Annotated in this window: 15 protein-coding genes; 7 read left to right on the top strand and 8 right to left on the bottom strand. The window is 74.7% G+C overall.

The annotated features are described in order from the left end of the window. The first annotated feature begins 96 nt into the window (after positions 1-96). Both ACZ4YL_RS16070 and ACZ4YL_RS16065 read left to right on the top strand, forming a co-directional pair. On the top strand, positions 97-2,925 hold the full coding sequence (locus ACZ4YL_RS16070) for an SNF2-related protein (RefSeq protein WP_468116986.1): 2,829 nt from the start codon (positions 97-99) through the stop codon (positions 2,923-2,925). Then, entirely contained in the window at positions 2,922-4,127 is a 1,206-nt protein-coding gene (locus ACZ4YL_RS16065) for an SWIM zinc finger family protein (protein ID WP_468116985.1), read from the top strand. The genes ACZ4YL_RS16070 and ACZ4YL_RS16065 overlap by 4 nt, the downstream gene beginning before the upstream one ends. On the opposite strand, the gene ACZ4YL_RS16060 is transcribed toward ACZ4YL_RS16065, so the two are convergent. Next, the gene (locus ACZ4YL_RS16060; RefSeq protein WP_468116984.1) at positions 4,108-4,656 is read right to left on the bottom strand and encodes a hypothetical protein; all 549 of its coding nucleotides are present in this window, start codon (positions 4,654-4,656) and stop codon (positions 4,108-4,110) included. The genes ACZ4YL_RS16065 and ACZ4YL_RS16060 overlap by 20 nt on opposite strands. Positions 4,657-4,819: 163 nt before the next feature. Between ACZ4YL_RS16060 and ACZ4YL_RS16055 the strand changes: the two genes are divergently transcribed. Further along, positions 4,820-5,482, top strand: coding sequence for a chaplin (locus tag ACZ4YL_RS16055; protein WP_468116982.1), 663 nt, complete (start codon positions 4,820-4,822; stop codon positions 5,480-5,482). A gap of 6 nt (positions 5,483-5,488) precedes the next feature. Here ACZ4YL_RS16055 and ACZ4YL_RS16050 read toward each other — a convergent pair whose 3' ends face one another. Further along, positions 5,489-6,181 (bottom strand): DUF2293 domain-containing protein, encoded by a 693-nt coding sequence (locus tag ACZ4YL_RS16050; protein ID WP_468116981.1) that lies wholly within the window; start codon positions 6,179-6,181, stop codon positions 5,489-5,491. Between the two features lie 106 nt (positions 6,182-6,287). Between ACZ4YL_RS16050 and ACZ4YL_RS16045 the strand changes: the two genes are divergently transcribed. Further along, complete coding sequence (locus ACZ4YL_RS16045; protein WP_468116980.1) at positions 6,288-6,725, top strand: cupin domain-containing protein; 438 nt, start codon at positions 6,288-6,290, stop codon at positions 6,723-6,725. On the opposite strand, the gene ACZ4YL_RS16040 is transcribed toward ACZ4YL_RS16045, so the two are convergent. Continuing rightward, entirely contained in the window at positions 6,678-8,123 is a 1,446-nt protein-coding gene (locus ACZ4YL_RS16040) for a WGR domain-containing protein (RefSeq protein ID WP_468116978.1), read from the bottom strand. The two genes, ACZ4YL_RS16045 and ACZ4YL_RS16040, sit on opposite strands and share 48 nt — an antisense overlap. Positions 8,124-8,216: 93 nt before the next feature. Between ACZ4YL_RS16040 and ACZ4YL_RS16035 the strand changes: the two genes are divergently transcribed. Further along, positions 8,217-8,864 carry a nucleoside/nucleotide kinase family protein gene (locus ACZ4YL_RS16035; protein ID WP_468116977.1) on the top strand — a complete coding sequence of 216 codons (648 nt, stop codon included), beginning with the start codon at positions 8,217-8,219 and terminating at the stop codon, positions 8,862-8,864. A 39-nt stretch (positions 8,865-8,903) separates the two neighbouring features. Here ACZ4YL_RS16035 and ACZ4YL_RS16030 read toward each other — a convergent pair whose 3' ends face one another. Further along, positions 8,904-9,803, bottom strand: a complete 900-nt coding sequence (locus ACZ4YL_RS16030) for a carbohydrate kinase family protein (protein ID WP_468116975.1) — start codon at positions 9,801-9,803, stop codon at positions 8,904-8,906. Next, complete coding sequence (locus tag ACZ4YL_RS16025) at positions 9,800-10,732, bottom strand: pseudouridine-5'-phosphate glycosidase (RefSeq protein ID WP_468116973.1); 933 nt, start codon at positions 10,730-10,732, stop codon at positions 9,800-9,802. Before ACZ4YL_RS16025 ends, ACZ4YL_RS16030 begins: the two co-directional genes overlap by 4 nt. Before the next feature lie 82 nt (positions 10,733-10,814). Between ACZ4YL_RS16025 and ACZ4YL_RS16020 the strand changes: the two genes are divergently transcribed. Further along, complete coding sequence (locus tag ACZ4YL_RS16020) at positions 10,815-11,600, top strand: class I SAM-dependent methyltransferase (protein ID WP_468116971.1); 786 nt, start codon at positions 10,815-10,817, stop codon at positions 11,598-11,600. A gap of 65 nt (positions 11,601-11,665) precedes the next feature. After that, a complete protein-coding gene (locus ACZ4YL_RS16015) occupies positions 11,666-12,034 on the top strand; it encodes a cupin domain-containing protein (protein ID WP_468116969.1) in 369 nt (122 codons plus the stop codon). Here ACZ4YL_RS16015 and ACZ4YL_RS16010 read toward each other — a convergent pair. The 3 genes from ACZ4YL_RS16010 to ACZ4YL_RS16000 form a co-directional block, all read right to left on the bottom strand. Beyond that, positions 12,024-13,259 (bottom strand): MFS transporter, encoded by a 1,236-nt coding sequence (locus ACZ4YL_RS16010; RefSeq protein ID WP_468117271.1) that lies wholly within the window; start codon positions 13,257-13,259, stop codon positions 12,024-12,026. The two genes, ACZ4YL_RS16015 and ACZ4YL_RS16010, sit on opposite strands and share 11 nt — an antisense overlap. 281 nt (positions 13,260-13,540) lie before the next feature. Further along, entirely contained in the window at positions 13,541-14,113 is a 573-nt protein-coding gene (locus tag ACZ4YL_RS16005; protein WP_468116968.1) for a methylated-DNA--[protein]-cysteine S-methyltransferase, read from the bottom strand. Between the two features lie 96 nt (positions 14,114-14,209). Then, on the bottom strand, positions 14,210-15,139 hold the full coding sequence (locus ACZ4YL_RS16000) for a glycerophosphodiester phosphodiesterase (protein ID WP_468116966.1): 930 nt from the start codon (positions 15,137-15,139) through the stop codon (positions 14,210-14,212). Between the last annotated feature and the right edge of the window lie 110 nt (positions 15,140-15,249).

Here is a 15,249-nt window from a genome sequence, read left to right as displayed (position 1 = left end):
CAGGCCAGAGGAGGTTGTCAGTGGCCGCGCCTAGACTCGTCGGCACAGGGACACACCGACGGGCACCACCGGGGACCGAGGGGGAGGGGGACAGCGATGAGCACGCAGCCGCAGGCCACCGCGCTGCTGCGCCACGCCGCGGTCTTCCTGCCCGCCGCCGTTCCCCGCGAGGGGCGGGTCGCCTTCTGGGCGCCCGACGGGGACGCCCTGCCCGAGGCGGGCACGGCGACGCCGCTCACCGTCGTACGCCCGCACGGCGACGGGGTCCGCAGCCGGACCGTGCCCGCGGTCACCTTCTCCGTCGCATCCGCCCTGCCCCTGCTCGCGCAGGCGCCCCACAGCCCCGCCGCGCATCCCGCCACCCGCGCCTGGGGCACCGCCGCCCGGCAGGCGCTCACCCTCGCCGCCCGTGGCCGGCTCCTCCCCGGGCTCACCCTCGAGGGCGTCGACGCCTGGCGTGCAGGGCCGCTGGAGGCCGCCGACATCGACCACCTGCGCGCGGTCGCCGCCGCGCTGCCGTACGAGGGGTACGCGACGCCCCTGGCCGGGCGCCGCCCGCTCCAGCTGCCCGAACCGGAGGCACTGGTCCGCGCGTTCCTCGACGCCGTCGCCGACGGCCTGCCCCGCACCCCGGCCGCGGCCGTGGCCGCCGGGCGGCCGTTCGCCGCACGGGAGCCGCAGCGGGTGCCCGGGATACAGGACTGGGCCGCGCAGGTCGCGGCCGGCTCCGACACCGGCGTCGGGATCTCGCTCCGGCTCGACCTGTCCTCGTTCCGGCTCTTCGACGAGGCCGAGGACGCCGACACCCGGCGCGCCGGAGCCGCCGTCGTCCAGGTGCACAGCCTCGCCGACCCGACCCTGGTCACCGACGCCGGGCAGCTGTGGGCGGGCACGGCGGCGGCCGGGTTCGGCCCGCGAGCCCGGATCGACGCCGTGCTCGCGCTGCGCCGGGCCGCCCGGGTCTGGCCGCCGCTGCTGCGCCTGCTGGACCAGCCCGTGCCCGATGCCCTGGCCCTGTCCGACCCGGAGCTGGAGGACCTGCTGGGGGTGGCCGCGAGCCGGCTGGCCGCCGCCGGGATCCTGGTCCACTGGCCGCGCGAGCTGGCCCGTACGCTGTCGGCGACCGCCGTCGTTCGGTCCACCGCGCCCGGTTCGGCGACCGACGGGACCGCCTTCTTCGACGCCGAGCACCTCTTCGCCTTTTCCTGGGAGCTGGCGCTGGGCGGCGACCGGCTCACCCCGGGGGAGATGGACGCGCTGGCCCAGGCGCACCGCCCCGTCGTCCGGCTGCGCGACCGGTGGGTGCGGGTCGATCCGGAGCTGGTGCGCAAGGCGCGCAAGCGGGAGCTGGGCGTGCTGGACCCGGTCGACGCGCTGGCCACCGTACTGTCGGGGACGGCCGAGGTCGACGGCGTGACGGTCGAGGCGGTGCCGGTGGGGGCGCTGGCCGCCCTGCGGGACCGGCTGACGCGGGAGCAGGCCCCGCTGCCGCAGCCCGCCGCCCTCAAGGCCACCCTGCGCGACTACCAGGCACGCGGCCTGGCCTGGCTGGACCTCATGACCTCGCTCGGGCTCGGCGGCTGCCTCGCCGACGACATGGGCCTCGGCAAGACCGTCACGCTCATCGCGCTGCACCTGCACCGGGACCGGCCAGAGCCCACCCTCGTGGTGTGTCCCGCGTCCCTCCTCGGCAACTGGCAGCGGGAGATCGAGAAGTTCGCCCCCGGCACGCCCGTGCGCCGTTTCCACGGCAACGGCCGCAGCACCGAGGACCTGACGTCCTGCGCGGGCGGCTTCGTCCTCACCACGTACGGGACGATGCGCGCCAGCGCCGCCCTGCTCGCCGAACAGAGCTGGGGCATGGTCGTCGCCGATGAGGCGCAGCACGTCAAGAACCCGCATTCGGCGACCGCGAAGGCGCTGCGCACGGTGCCGGCGCCGGCCCGGGTGGCGCTGACCGGTACCCCGGTGGAGAACAACCTCTCCGAGCTGTGGGCACTGCTCGACTGGACCACGCCGGGGCTGCTGGGCCCGCTCACCGCCTTCCGGGCCCGCCACGCGCGCCCGGTGGAGCACCAGCAGGAGGAGGACGGCGGCAACGAGGCGGCGGTCGCCCGGCTGTCCGCGCTCGTGCGGCCGTTCCTGCTGCGCCGCAAGAAGTCCGACCCCGGCATCGCGCCCGAGCTGCCGCCGAAGACGGAGACCGACCATCCGGTCTCCCTCACCCGGGAGCAGGCCTCGCTCTACCAGGCGGCGGTGGACGAGTCGATGGCCGTGATCGGGTCGAGCGAGGGCATGGAACGGCGCGGCATGATCATGAAGCTGCTGGCCTCGCTCAAGCAGATCTGCAACCACCCCGCGCAGTACCTGAAGGAGGAGCAGCCCCGGATCCCGCACCGCTCGGGCAAACTCGCCCTGCTGGACGAGCTGCTGGACACGATCCTGGCCGAGGGCGGTTCGGTGCTGGTCTTCACCCAGTACGTGACGATGGCCCGCCTGATCGAACGGCACCTGCAGGCCCGCGGGATCAGCTCGCAGCTGCTGCACGGCGGGACGCCGGTGCCGCGCCGTGAGGAGCTCGTCGACCGTTTCCAGGCGGGCGAGGTCCCCGTGTTCCTGCTGTCCCTGAAGGCGGCGGGCACCGGGCTGAACCTCACCCGGGCCGGGCACGTCATCCACTTCGACCGCTGGTGGAACCCGGCCGTCGAGGAACAGGCCACCGACCGCGCCTACCGCATCGGCCAGACCCAGCCCGTACAGGTCCACCGGATCATCGCCGAGGGCACCGTCGAGGACCGCATCGCCGAGATGCTGGAGGCGAAGCGGGCCCTGGCGGATGCCGTCCTGGGTTCCGGCGAGTCGGCGCTGACCGAGCTGACCGACCGCGAGCTGGCCGACCTCGTCTCCCTGCGGAGGCCCGGATGATCACCGCGCGGGACGACCGCCGCCGCACCTTCGAGATCGTGCCCGCCGGGGCCGAGGCGGTGAGCTGGTGGGGCCGGGCCTGGGTGTCGGCGCTGGAGGAGGTCTCCCGCGACACGGCCCGCCTGGCCCGGGGGCGTACGTACGCGGACGGGGGACACGTCAGCGCGGTCACCGTCACCCCCGGCCGGATCGTGGCCTACGTCCGGGGCAGCCGGCCCCGCCCGTACCGCACCGAGCTGACCCTGCCCGCCTTCGCGGACCCGGAGTGGGACGAACTGCTGGAGACGGTCGCGGCCGACCCCGCGGCGCTCGCCGCGCTGCTGGAACGGGAGGTCCCGCAGTCGCTCGCGGACGCCGTCCTGCCCGGCGCGGGCGAGCTGGTCCCGCACTGCTCCTGCCCGGACTTCGGGCGTCCGCCGTGCAAGCACGCGGCGGCCCTCTGCTACCGCGCGGCCCGCCTCCTGGACGAGGACCCCTTCGTCCTGCTGCTCCTGCGCGGCCGGGGCGAGCGGGAGCTGCTCGACGAGCTGACCCGCCGCAACGCCGCCCACGCCGCGCGCGAACAGCCGGACACGGCACCCGGCTTCCCCGGCGTTCCGGCCCGGGCGGCGCTCGCCCGCACCAGCCTGCCCCTGCTGCCCGCGCCGCTTCCCGCGCCCGCCGCCGTGGGCCTTCCGCCCGCCTACCCGGCCGACCCGGCGGCCCCGGACCCGCTGGCCCTCGACCAGCTCGCCTCCGACGCGGCCGCCCGCGCCCTGGCCCTGCTCACCACCGGCGAGGACCCGATCGCCGGGCTCACCGTGTGGCAGGACGCCGTCCGGCTGGCTTCCGCGCACCCCACGGCGGGGCTCACGGGCGCGGCCCGCACCCTGTACCGGGACCTGGCCCGCGCCACCGGCCGTACCACCACCGATCTCGCCCGGGCCGCCGCGGCCTGGCGCCAGGGCGGACGCCCGGCCCTCGACGCCCTCGAAGAGCCCTGGGACCCGCCGGCAGGCCCCTTCGACCGGGCCCGCCCGGCCCTGCTCGCCGCCGGCCAGGGCTCCTTCCGCCCCGACCGCAACCGCCTGACGATCCGCACCCGCCAGCTCCGCCTCGGCCGCGACGGCCTCTGGTACGCCTACGAGGACCGCCACGGCGACCAGGACTGGTGGCCGGCCGGCCGGCCCTCCCCGGACCCGGTCAGCGCTCTGCTGGGCTGATGTCCTCCGCCCAGCGGGTCAGGGTGGTGAAGTCGCGGTCGCGCAGGCCGTGGCGGGGGTGGATGCGCAGCAGGAGGGCCGGGGCCGGATGGTGTTCGGCGACCCAGGCGCGGTCGTTCGGGGTGATCATGTCGTCGACCCAGGCGAAGGGGCGGCCGGCCGCCCAGTCGCGGAGGTGGCGGGTCTTCCAGGAGAGGCCGTCGGGGTCATCGGCGAAGAGTTCGGGCCACTCGACGACGGTGAGGTCGCCCGGCAGCCCGATGTGCGGGGAGATCATCGTGTTGGCCTGGTGCGTCCAGGCGGTGGCCCAGGTGAGCTCGAAGGGCAGGGCCAGCAGCCGGGCGCCGTGGGAGGGGTGGAGGCGGACCCGGGCGCCGCGCCGGGCCTTGCGGGACTCCGGGTCGCGGTAGGAGAGCCAGACGTCGGGCCACATCCGGTGGCTCCGGTATCCGCGCAGGCCGGCGAGGGGAGAGCGGAACGGGTTGAGGGGGCCGTCCACGTCGAGGAGGAGCAGCGGGCGATCGGTCATGAAGTATCCACTACCCAGTACACGATTGAGTGAAATGCCTACCGGCGCTATAACCCGAATGGGGTCAGAGCGTTGTTTCCGGTGCGGGGACATCACCCGCGAACTCCTCCGGAAGGCAGGGAAACTGATGCGTCACAGTCGTCGGAATGGTGTGATCGCGGCGGTGGTTGCGGGAGGCGGACTGGCGGTCGCGGGTGTGGGCGGATTCGCCTACGCCGACGCGGACGCGGGTGGCCGGGCCGAGCGCTCGCCGGGGCTGCTGTCCGGAAACCTCGTACAACTGCCGGTGCACATCCCGGTGAACGCGTGCGGGAACACCGTGAGCGTGGTCGGTGTGCTCAACTCGGCCGCCGGAAACCGCTGTAGCAACGAGACACCGGGCGGTGGCGGGCATTCCGGTACACGCGCCGCGGATCCCGCGAAACCAGGAGGCGGGAACGGCGGAGGGGCCGTCGCGGAGGGACGCGGAAAGGATTCTCCGGGAGTGCTGTCCGGCAACGGGCTCCAGCTTCCGGTCGACCTCCCCGTGAACATCAGCGGTAACGCGGTGAGCGTGGTCGGCGTCGGGAACTCCTCCCACGGCAACACGTCCGTCAACGGCGAGGAGCCCACGGGCGGCAAGCCCGCCCAGCCGCCGGTCGTCGAACAGCCGGTGACCCCGCCCCCGCCCGCGCCCCCGGCCCCGCTCCCGGCGCCGCCCGCCCCGCCGCGGCACAGCGAGGCACTCGCCCACACCGGGTCGGACGGCGTCGGCTACCTGCTGCCCGGCGGCGGCGCGCTCCTCCTCGGCGGGGTGCTCCTCTACCGCCGCTTCCGCCTCAACTGAGCGGGCTCAGGCCGACAGGTCCGGAGCGGGCGTGGACGCCTGCCCCGGAGGCGGCTTACGCCACCCGTCCAGGACGGCGTCGATCCGCGGGGCCAGCCGGGCGCGGGCCGCGAACCGGGGGACACCCGCCATCAGCAGGGCGTCGTACTCGGTGTCGGTGTGCCGCACCGCCGCCCGGACCGCGACGGAGACCGCCAGTTCGTCGAGGGCCCGGCCGGCCGCGGTACGGCCCACCCGGCGGCTGCCGCGCACCGAGGCATGGGTGGCGATCGCCACGGCCCGCTCGGCCGGACACCCGGGGAACAGCCGCACGATCTCCGCGGCGAAGGCCGCCGTGAACCGGATGTCCTCGGCCGCACGCCGCCGCCGGTCGCGCTCCCGGCGGCGCGCCCGCGCCTCGGAGTCCGCGAGGCAGGCGCGCTCCGCGCGCGCCAGCGCGGCCTCTTCGACGAGGAGGCCCAGGCGCTCGTAGCGGTGCCGGCGCTTGTTGAAGCGCACGACGACGGCGCAGAGCGAACTGGCCTCGCGGGAGCGGCGGGTGAGCGCCGTGTCCCCCCGCGGGAGATAGACGAGATGGCCGAGATCCGTACAGTCCAGGCAGCGGGGTACGCCGGCCTCGCGGACGAGGTGCCGGAGCGGGCCCTGCCGGCAGTCGGCGCAGTGGATCTGCTTCAGCGACTCAAAAACCACCAGGCTCATGGACATGTGATACCGCTGTATGACCCTCATATCACCTGGTGAAGAAGGCATGCTGATGTTTCGTCGACTGTTCCTGGATGACCTGCGGCCCTTTTACCGTGGAGCGGTGGACCGCAGGAGGTCCGTCGAGGAGGGGCACATGGGTGGGCTGCGGACGATGACGGCACGGCCGGGCGGAGCATGCGTCGCCACGGCCCCGACTGGCCGGGAGATAGTCATACCGCCGGGCGGTTGCACCGGCTGGCACTTCCACCGGGTCAGACTGGACGCGGTGGTCCTGGCAGGCACCCTGACCCGGGTCCTGCACGACCGCACCGTCGAGGTGCACACGACCGGGACCACCTTCGTGGAGCCCGCGGGCATAGGGCACATCCACCTGGGCCACAACCTCGGCACCGAGCCGGTCGTGCTCTACGTGACCCCCGCGCTCCCCGCGGGGACCCCCTTCGCGATACCCGCCCCGGCCCCGGCCGGGGCCACGCAGGCGGCCTGCCGCTCACACAAGCCGTCGTATCTCTCCGCGGACCCGGTAGAAGCCCCCTGAGGCGGCGTGCAGCCCCTCGACCACGTACCGGGCGCCGGGCTCCCGTATCCCGCGCGGGAACTGGACGTTCCACGAGGGCTCGAAGCCGTCCGACACCACCTGCACCCGCATCCGGCCGCCCTGCTGGACGCACTCCACCACCACACCGCCGGCCGGCGCCGCGGCCACCGAGACCGTCGCCACCGCCGAGGCCGACGCAGCCGGTGTGAACACCGGGAGCGCAGCCGCCGACTTCACGTCCACGGGCGCGGGCACCGAGCCCTGCTGGGCCGCCGCGATCGCCTGCTCGGTCGCGTCCACGCAGACCAGCGACCCGTCCGTGGTGACGAGGTACAGCCGCTCGTCCAGGTACTGCATGGACAGTGCCGACCCGCCGCCCGTCCCCAGCTTCCACAGTCGCCGGCCGTCGGCGTCGAAGCAGTAGACCGAGGAGGAGGAGTCGCCGGCGAAGACGTGCCGCCCGTCGGGCGAGGTCGCGCACGAGTACACCGCGGCGTCGCACGCGTAGGAGGCCTCCACCGCCCCCGTCGCCTTCGAGAGCCGCTGCACGGTGTTGCGGACCGTGCCCGCGTACACCGCGTGGTCCTCCTGCCAGCCGAACAGCACCCCGCCGGGGGTCTTGGTGTGCCACAACTGCCCGCTGCCGTCGGCCGCGTACGCCGTCACACCGCCGCTGTGCCCGTGGAAGACCGCCCGCTCGTCCGCCCGGACCATCCAGGCGCCCGTCCCGCCGGACTTCCGCGACCACTGGTGCTCGTCCTCGTGGTCGATGACGGTCAGGCCGCCGTTCGCGTCGGAGACGTTCAGCACGCCCTCGTGGATGTCGAGCCAGTAGATGTCCACGTCCGCCGCGATCGCGTAGGCCCCGAACGGCACCTTCGACGACAGGTCGTACACCGTGCCGTCGTCGCAGCCCGCGTATATCCAGAACTCGTCCGCCACCAGGCACTTCACCCCGTCCGGCAGCGAATACCGGGCGAGCACCTCGCCGCCGTGGCTCAGCGTGTACACATCGCCCGCCTGGTTGCCGACCCAGCAGCGGTCCTCGTCCACATGGATGCCGAAGGCCGAGGAGCCGGTCCGGAAGCGCCACAGCACCGGAGCCACCGCCCGCGCCGTCGAGGGCGCCGAGGCCACCTGGCGGCGGGTCACCGACCGGGCGGCGCGCTGCCCCCGCACGGCCGGGGCGTACCCCTTGCGGACCTTCTCCCCGATCTTCTTCGCGGCGGCCGCGCGGGCCTTCTCGGCGTTCGGGAAGGCGGAGGTCTGCAGCTGGCCGTCCGCGCCGATGCGCCCGTACCGCACGGACACGGCCGTGCCGTCGACGGTCACCTCGTAGAACTTGTGCGCCGCGCCGTCGTCCTGCGACAGCTCCAGATACGTCGTCTCCCGAGCCATGACAAACCTCTCCCCAAAGGCAGCGCCGCCGGCTCCCTTTCGGCCGGTGATCCCTCGTGAAAAACGCTAAGGCCCACCACTGACAATGGGCTCGTGCAGTGGGAAGCGATCACATGGCAGCGGATGGCCGAGCGGCTCGCCGGTCACCTCGACGACCCCGACCATGCCCCCGTGCAGGGCAGTTGGCAGCGGGTGGGCATCGACGGCGCCCCCGCCGCCGGGACCGGCGTGCTCGCCGGTGAACTCGCCGAAGCGCTGCGGCTGCGCGGCCGCCCGTCCCTGGTGGTGCCGGCCGACGGTTTCCTGCGGCCGGCCTCCCTCCGCTTCGAGTTCGGCCGGCAGGACGTGGACTCCTACCTCGGCGGCTGGTACGACACGGCCGCGCTCTGGCGGGAGGTCTTCGGCCCGACCGACCCCGGCGGCAGCGGGCGGGTGCTGCCGGACCTCTGGGACCCGGTGACCGACCGGGCGACCCGCAGTCCCTACGCCGAACTCCCGCCCGGCGGCGTGCTGCTCGTGCACGGCCCGCTGCTGCTGGGCCACTGGTTCCCCTTCGACCTGAGCGTCCACATCCGGCTCTCCGCCGGCGCGCTCGCCCGCCGCACCGAGCAGTCCGCGCGCTGGACGCTGCCCGCCTTCGCGCGCTACGAGGCCGACACCGACCCGGCGTCGGCCGCCGACGCGGTGGTCCGGGCCGACGACCCCCGCCACCCCGCCTGGACCGGCATCCGGAGCCGCTGACGGGCCGGTCGGGGCCGCCCCCGCTCAGGAGGACACCCCCTACGGCCGGCCGCCCGGCCGGGTGACCGCCAGGGCCGCGGCCCGGCACCCGGCGCGGGCGGCCTCGGCCGGGTCCGCGCCCTCCAGCCGGGCCGCGAGGAAGCCCCCGGTGAAGGCGTCCCCGGCGCCCGTGGAGTCCACCGCCTCGACCGGCTCCGCCTCGACCTCGGCGGTGATCCGGCCGCGTTCGGCGATCAGCGCCCCGGCCGCGCCGCGGGTCACCACCACCAGCGGCACCCGCCGGCTGAGCTCCGCCGCCGCCCGGGCCACCCCCGCCGGCTCTGGGAGCCCGGCCAGCAGCCGGGCCTCGTCCTCGTTCGGCAGCAGTACGTCCGCCCCCGCCACGGCGTCCAGGAAGCGCTGCGGCCCGAGGCCGGCCAGGAATCCGGCCGAGGCGGGGTCCACGCTCACCTGCACCCCCCGGGTCCGGGCCGCCCGCAGCGCGACCACGGCCAGCTCACGGCTGCTGTCGGCGAAGAACAGATAACCGGACAGGTGGAGATGGGCCGCCCCGTCCAGCAGGGAGGGGTTCCAGTCGGCGGGGCACAGCCGCAGCGAGGCCCCGCTGTCGGTCAGGAACGTCCGCTCCGCGTCCTTGCCGACCAGCGCGACCACCGTCCCGGTCGGCTCCTGCGTGTCGATCACCAGCCGCGGCCGCACCCCCGCGTCCACCAGTGCCCGCTCGTGCCAGCGCGCCGACTCGGCGCCCACCCGCGCCAGGAGCCGAACCTCCGCGGTCCCCGTACGGGCCGCCCAGCAGGCCGCGTTGGCCCCCGCCCCGCCCGGCAGGGTCCGGATGCGGGCCGCCGTGTCGGTGGCCGGAGCCAGCGGCTCCGGATATATGGCCACCACGTCCGTCACCACGTCCCCGACGACGAGCAGCGCCCCCGGCCCGGTCATGCCCGCGCCGCCCAGGCCCCCGCGATCCGGGCGCCGAGCCGTACGTTGCCGCGTACCGCCGCCAGGTTCGCCTCCAGCGAGGCCCCGTCCGTCGCCCGTGCCAGGAACCCCAGTAGGAACGGCGTCACCGCCTGCCCCGTGATCCCGCGCTCGCGGCACTCTGCGAGCGCCTCCGCCAGTACCCGGTCGTGCAGCTCGGGATCCAGCTGCTCCTCCCGCGCCACCGGATTGGCCACCAGCAGTGCCGAGTCCGCACCGCCCAGCGCGTCCTGCGCGGCCATCACCGCGGCGACCTCCCCGGGCCCGTGCACGGTCCAGTCCACCGGCTCGCCCGAGTCGGCCAGATAGAACCCGGGAAAGCGGTCCGTCCCGTAGCCGAGCACCCCCACCCCCAGCGTCTCCAGCCGCTGCAGCGTGCCCGGTACGTCCAGGATCGACTTCACCCCCGCGCACACCACGGTGATCCGCGTCCGCGCCAGCAGCGACAGGTCCGCCGACTCGTCCTGCGTCTGCGCCCACTCCCGGTGCACGCCGCCCAGTCCGCCCGTGGCGAAGACCCGCAGGCCCCCCCGGGCGGCGAGGAAGGCCGTCGCGGACACCGTCGTCGCGCCGGTCGCCCCCGTCGCCAGCGCGGGCGCCAGATCCCGGTGGCCGAGCTTGCGCACGCCCTCGCCGCCCGCGATCCGCTCCAGCTGCGCCTTGTCCAGGCCCGCGTACGCCACCCCGTCCATGACCGCGATCGTCGCCGGAACCGCGCCCTCCGCGCGGACCAGGGCCTCCAGTTCGAGGCCCACGGCCAGGTTGCGGGGGCGGGGCAGGCCGTGCGCGATGATCGTCGACTCCAGGGCCACCACGGGCTTCCCCCGGGCGAGTGCCTCGCGTACCTCTGCCGACAGGACCGGGATCTCAGATGCTCTGTGCTGTGACATGTCCCCATCCATGGCACGGGATTGACGCCCCCAAACACCCTCCCGCCACACCCGTCCCAACCTGTCCGAGTAGCGTTCCCCCATGGACACGCGCGGCTTCTACGACGAGCTGGCCGACCGTTACGACCTCATCTACGCGGACTGGGACGCGTCCGTGACCCGGCAGGGCCGGGCCCTCGACGCCCTGCTCACCGCCGCGCTGGGCCCGGGGCCGCACACGGTGCTCGACAACGCCTGCGGCATCGGAACCCAGGCGCTGGGCCTCGCGGCACTGGGCCACCGGGTCACCGGGACCGACCTGAGCCCCGCCTCCGTGGCCCGCGCCGCCCGCGAGGCCGCACAGCGCTCGCTCGCCCTGCCCGTAGCCGTCGCCGACATGCGGGACCTGCCCTTCGCGGACGCCTCCTTCGACGCCGTGGTCTGCGCCGACAACGCGCTGCCGCACCTGCTGACCGCCGAGGACGTCTGCGCCGCGCTGGCCGAAACCCGGCGGGTGCTGCGCCCCGGCGGACTGCTGCTGCTCTCCACCCGCCCGTATGGCGAACTGCTCCGGACCCGCCCGCAGAGCGAGGCCCCGCGCGTCCGCACCGGCCCCGACGGGCGGACCATCACCTTCCAGCTGTGGCACTGGCACGCCGACGGGGAGCGGTACGACGTGGAGCTCTTCCAGCTGCTGCCGACCGGTGACACCTGGACCACACGGACGTCGAGAGCTGCGTACTGGGCACTGCCGCAGGAGCGGACCGCCGGGTTCGCCCGGGAGGCCGGCCTGCGCGAGACGGTCTGGCACGCACCGGCTGACACCGGGTTCCTCCAGCCGGTCCTCACCGCCCGGCGCCCCGGTCCGACTGGACAGGGTGACTCGTAGGCCAGGCCGTTCCTGGACGCTGTGGTCACCGCGCCGCGGGGCGGGCCGCACTAGGCTGGCGCGCCATGAGCACCAGTGATCACTCCGCCGCCCCCGCCTCCTTCTCCGTCTCCGTGGCGGACGTCGAACTGGAGGCGGACGACCTCGACCCCGGGCAGATCGTCTCCGGCGAGCCCGTCGTGACGGGCAAGGTCCTGTGGGAGTCGGCGGACGGCAAGCAGGTGCGCGGGATCTGGCAGATCACCCCCGGTGTCGTCACCGACGTCGAGGCGAACGAGCTCTTCGTGGTGGTCAGCGGCCGCGCCACCGTCGAGGTCGAGGGCGGCGGGACCCTGGAGGTCGGCCCCGGCTCCGCCTGCGTGCTCCGGGAGGGCGACCGCACCACCTGGACCGTGCACGAGACGCTGCGCAAGGCCTACCACATCAGCTACTGACGCCCTTCGCGGACGCGGCCGTGGACGCGGCCGTCGGCACGGGCACGGGGTGGCGGCGCGCCGTGAACAGCGCGAGCGCCGCCATCGGCAGCAGCAGCGCGGCGCCGACGGCATTCAGCCAGCCGTAGCCCGCCCCGGACATGATCAGCCCGGCGGCCGCTCCGCCCACGCCGGCGGCCGCGTTCATCGTGAGGTCGCTCAGGCCCTGTACGGCGGCCCTCGCGGGCTGCGGCACCGAGTCCGTCAGCAGGGCCGAGCCGGACACCATCCCGGCGGACCAGCCGAGACCGAGCAGGAAGAGGCCGAGCGCGCTCCGGCCGTGGCTGGGCCCGGCCGTTCCGGCGAGCAGCGCGGCGAGGGACAGGAGCCCGGCGGCCAGTCCGATCACGGAGAGCCGGCCGAGCCGGTCCGCGAGCCAGCCCATCACGGGGGAGAAGGCGAACATGCCCGCGATGTGACCGCTGATCACCAGCCCGATGAGCTCCAGGCCGGCCCCGTGGTGGCCCAGGTCCATCGGGGTCATCACCATGATCGAGACCATGGTGGTGTGCGACACGGCGACGGTGAGCAGGGCGAGCCGGGCCCGCGGCGAGGCCTTCACGGCGGCGAAGCCGGCCCGCAGCGAGCGCCCTTCGCGGGTCTGCTCCTCGGGCGCGGCGAGCGCCCGGGCCGTCAGCAGCGGGTCGGGGCGCAGGAATACGGCGATCAGCGTGCCGGTGAGCAGGAAGACGGCGGCGGCCCAGACGAACGGGCCGGCCGTCTCGGGTATCGCGGTGCCGACGAAGCTGCGGCTGGCCGGTGCGGACAGGTTGGGCCCGAGGACCGCGCCGACGGTCGACGCCCAGACCACGACCGAGATGGCCCGGGCACGGCGGTCCGGGGCCGCGAGGTCGGCGGCGGCGAACCGGGCCTGCAGGTTGGCGGAGGAGGCGGCGCCGAAGGCGGCCATGCCGAGCAGCAGCAGCGGGAAGCTCTTGATCGTGGCGGCGAGGACGACCAGGCCCGCTCCGGCGGCGCCGATCCCGTAGGCCAGGACCAGCCCGGGGCGACGGCCGCGCGCGTTCATCAGCGCGGCGAGCGGCAGCGAGACGAGGGCGGTGCCGATCACCGCGGCGGTGGAGGCGACGCCGGACAGCGCCTCGGTGCCGCTGACCTCGGTGGCGAGTACGGGGGCCAGGGCGATGCTGATCGGCACGCCGAGGCCGCCGAGGACCTGCCCGGCCATGAGGACCCGGGAGGTGCGGCGCTGCAGCCGGGCCAGCTCGGGCGGACCGAGGGGCCGCACGGGCCGGTCGGTACCGGGCGAGGCGGTCACGGCGTACACCGGCTTCGCGGGTGCGTGACACGGGGCGCGGAGGACGCAGGGAGGCCGGGTGCGGCGGCAGGAGTGGTCACCGCCGCAGTGTGCCAGCCCTTACCGCCCGGCGGAACCGTGCCGGAGCCCGGCCCGTCCGCAGCCGCTCCACGGTCCGGTCCGCGGGACGGGCCCGCAGGTCAGGGCCCCGTTCAGAACAGCGGCTGCGGAAGCACGCCTTCCAGGGCGAGCAGCTGCCGCTTGGTCTCCACCCCGCCGCCGAATCCGCCGATGCCCCCGTCGTTCTCCACGACCCGGTGGCAGGCCACCACCAGCGGCAGCGGGTTCGAGCCCATGGCGTTGCCCACGGCCTGGGCGGCGCCGGGCTGTCCGACGCGGGCTGCCAGCTCCCCGTAGCCGACGACCGATCCGTAGGGCACGGAGCGGTCCAGCTCCTGGAGCACCTGCCGGTTGAAGCCGGAGCTCAGGCGCCAGTCCAGCGGCAGCTCGAAGCGGCGCAGCGACCCCCCGAAATACGCGGTGAGCTGGCGTATCGGCTCGGCCAGCAGCGCTTCCTCGCCCGGCGCGGGGCGCCGGGCGTCGGCGCCGAGCCGGGAGACGAGCGGGCCGATCATCCTGTCGACCCGGTCCGGCTCGGCATGGAACTCGACCCGGACCAGACCCTCCGGGGTCGCGGCCAGGAGCAGGGGCCCGCCGAGGACGCCGTCGCCGGCGACGACGGTCCATTCGAGGTGCGGCCCGCGGGGCCGCTCGGTGCTGTCCACGCGTCCACGGTACGACCATCCACCGACACAGCGGTCACGGTTGTGGATCTCGGCCACATCGCCTGCCTGCCTGCCCGCCCTGACGGGGGCCGGGGATCAGAACCCGCCGACCGCGTCCTGGACCACGTCCGGGGCGTTGGTGATGATCCCGTCCACGCCCATGGCCTGCACCTTCCGGGCCGTGGCCGCGTCGTCCACGATCCAGGTGTCCACCTCCATGGCCTTGCCGTGGGCGCCGCGCAGGCCGTGCACGGCCGAGACCCAGTCGGCCGAGATCGTCGTGTGCCACGGGTTGATGCGGTCGGTGAACTCCGCGTAGCGCGGCAGGTCCGCCACGGTGGGGGTGCCCAGGAAGGCCGTCACCAGGTCCGGGCGCAGCCCGTGCACGATGCGCACGGAGTCGGCGCTGAAGCTCTGCACCACCAGGCGCTGCGCGACGTGGCGCGCGTCGAGCCAGCCGGCCTCGTCCAGCACCTTCAGGGTCTGCTCCTCGATCCCGGGGTAGAGCTCGGGCTTCTTGATCTCCAGCAGCAGTCGCTGCCGGTTGCGCTGTACCCGGTCGAGGTACTGCCGCAGGGTCGGCACGGAGGCGCCCGCGTACTCGGCGCCGAACCAGCTGCCCGCGTCCAGCAGGGCGATCTCGGCCGCCGTGAAGTCCTGGACCTTCCAGGGCGCGCGGTTCGGGAACCGCTGCTCGACGTCGGTGGTCCGGGCCAGGGTGTCGTCGTGGATCACCACCAGCACGCCGTCCCTGGTGCGCTGCACGTCGTTCTCGACCCAGTCGAAGCCCATCTGCATCGCCAGGTCGATCGCGTCGAGGGTGTTCTCCGGGGCGTACGCGGAGGCCCCCCGGTGGGCGTACACGACAGGGCCCCCCAGCGCGGCCCGGCCAGCGCCGGCGCCGGTGCCGGTTCCCGTGCCGGTGGCGGATCCGGGACCGGTGGCGGCGTACGCCGTCCCGCCCAGCAGGGTGAGAGTGAAGCCCAGGAATGCGGCGGCGGCCGCGGCGGCGGGTCGGACGTACATGTGCGTTCTCCTCGGGTCGTGAGCCCTGTTCCTGCGTCAGACGGGTGCGGAGCGGCAGACGTTGTGGCGATGCACTTCACCGCGATCATGGGGTTGAAGATCACTGAGCC

Source organism: Streptomyces sp. NPDC030021 (assembly GCF_055574035.1).
The sequence above is the reverse complement of the archived record's forward strand: the minus strand, read 5'-3'. Positions and strand labels throughout refer to the sequence as shown.

Excerpts from the sequence above, each read along its gene's own strand:
- ACZ4YL_RS16070 (WP_468116986.1), top strand. The coding sequence starts at position 97 with ATGAGCACGCAGCCGCAGGCCACCGCGCTGCTGCGCCACGCCGCGGTC.
- ACZ4YL_RS16065 (WP_468116985.1), top strand. The coding sequence starts at position 2,922 with ATGATCACCGCGCGGGACGACCGCCGCCGCACCTTCGAGATCGTGCCC.
- ACZ4YL_RS16060 (WP_468116984.1), bottom strand. The coding sequence starts at position 4,656 with ATGACCGATCGCCCGCTGCTCCTCCTCGACGTGGACGGCCCCCTCAAC.
- ACZ4YL_RS16050 (WP_468116981.1), bottom strand. The coding sequence starts at position 6,181 with ATGAGCCTGGTGGTTTTTGAGTCGCTGAAGCAGATCCACTGCGCCGAC.
- ACZ4YL_RS16040 (WP_468116978.1), bottom strand. The coding sequence starts at position 8,123 with ATGGCTCGGGAGACGACGTATCTGGAGCTGTCGCAGGACGACGGCGCG.
- ACZ4YL_RS16030 (WP_468116975.1), bottom strand. The coding sequence starts at position 9,803 with ATGACCGGGCCGGGGGCGCTGCTCGTCGTCGGGGACGTGGTGACGGAC.
- ACZ4YL_RS16025 (WP_468116973.1), bottom strand. The coding sequence starts at position 10,732 with ATGTCACAGCACAGAGCATCTGAGATCCCGGTCCTGTCGGCAGAGGTA.
- ACZ4YL_RS16020 (WP_468116971.1), top strand. The coding sequence starts at position 10,815 with ATGGACACGCGCGGCTTCTACGACGAGCTGGCCGACCGTTACGACCTC.
- ACZ4YL_RS16015 (WP_468116969.1), top strand. The coding sequence starts at position 11,666 with ATGAGCACCAGTGATCACTCCGCCGCCCCCGCCTCCTTCTCCGTCTCC.
- ACZ4YL_RS16010 (WP_468117271.1), bottom strand. The coding sequence starts at position 13,259 with ATGGCCGGGCAGGTCCTCGGCGGCCTCGGCGTGCCGATCAGCATCGCC.
- ACZ4YL_RS16000 (WP_468116966.1), bottom strand. The coding sequence starts at position 15,139 with ATGTACGTCCGACCCGCCGCCGCGGCCGCCGCCGCATTCCTGGGCTTC.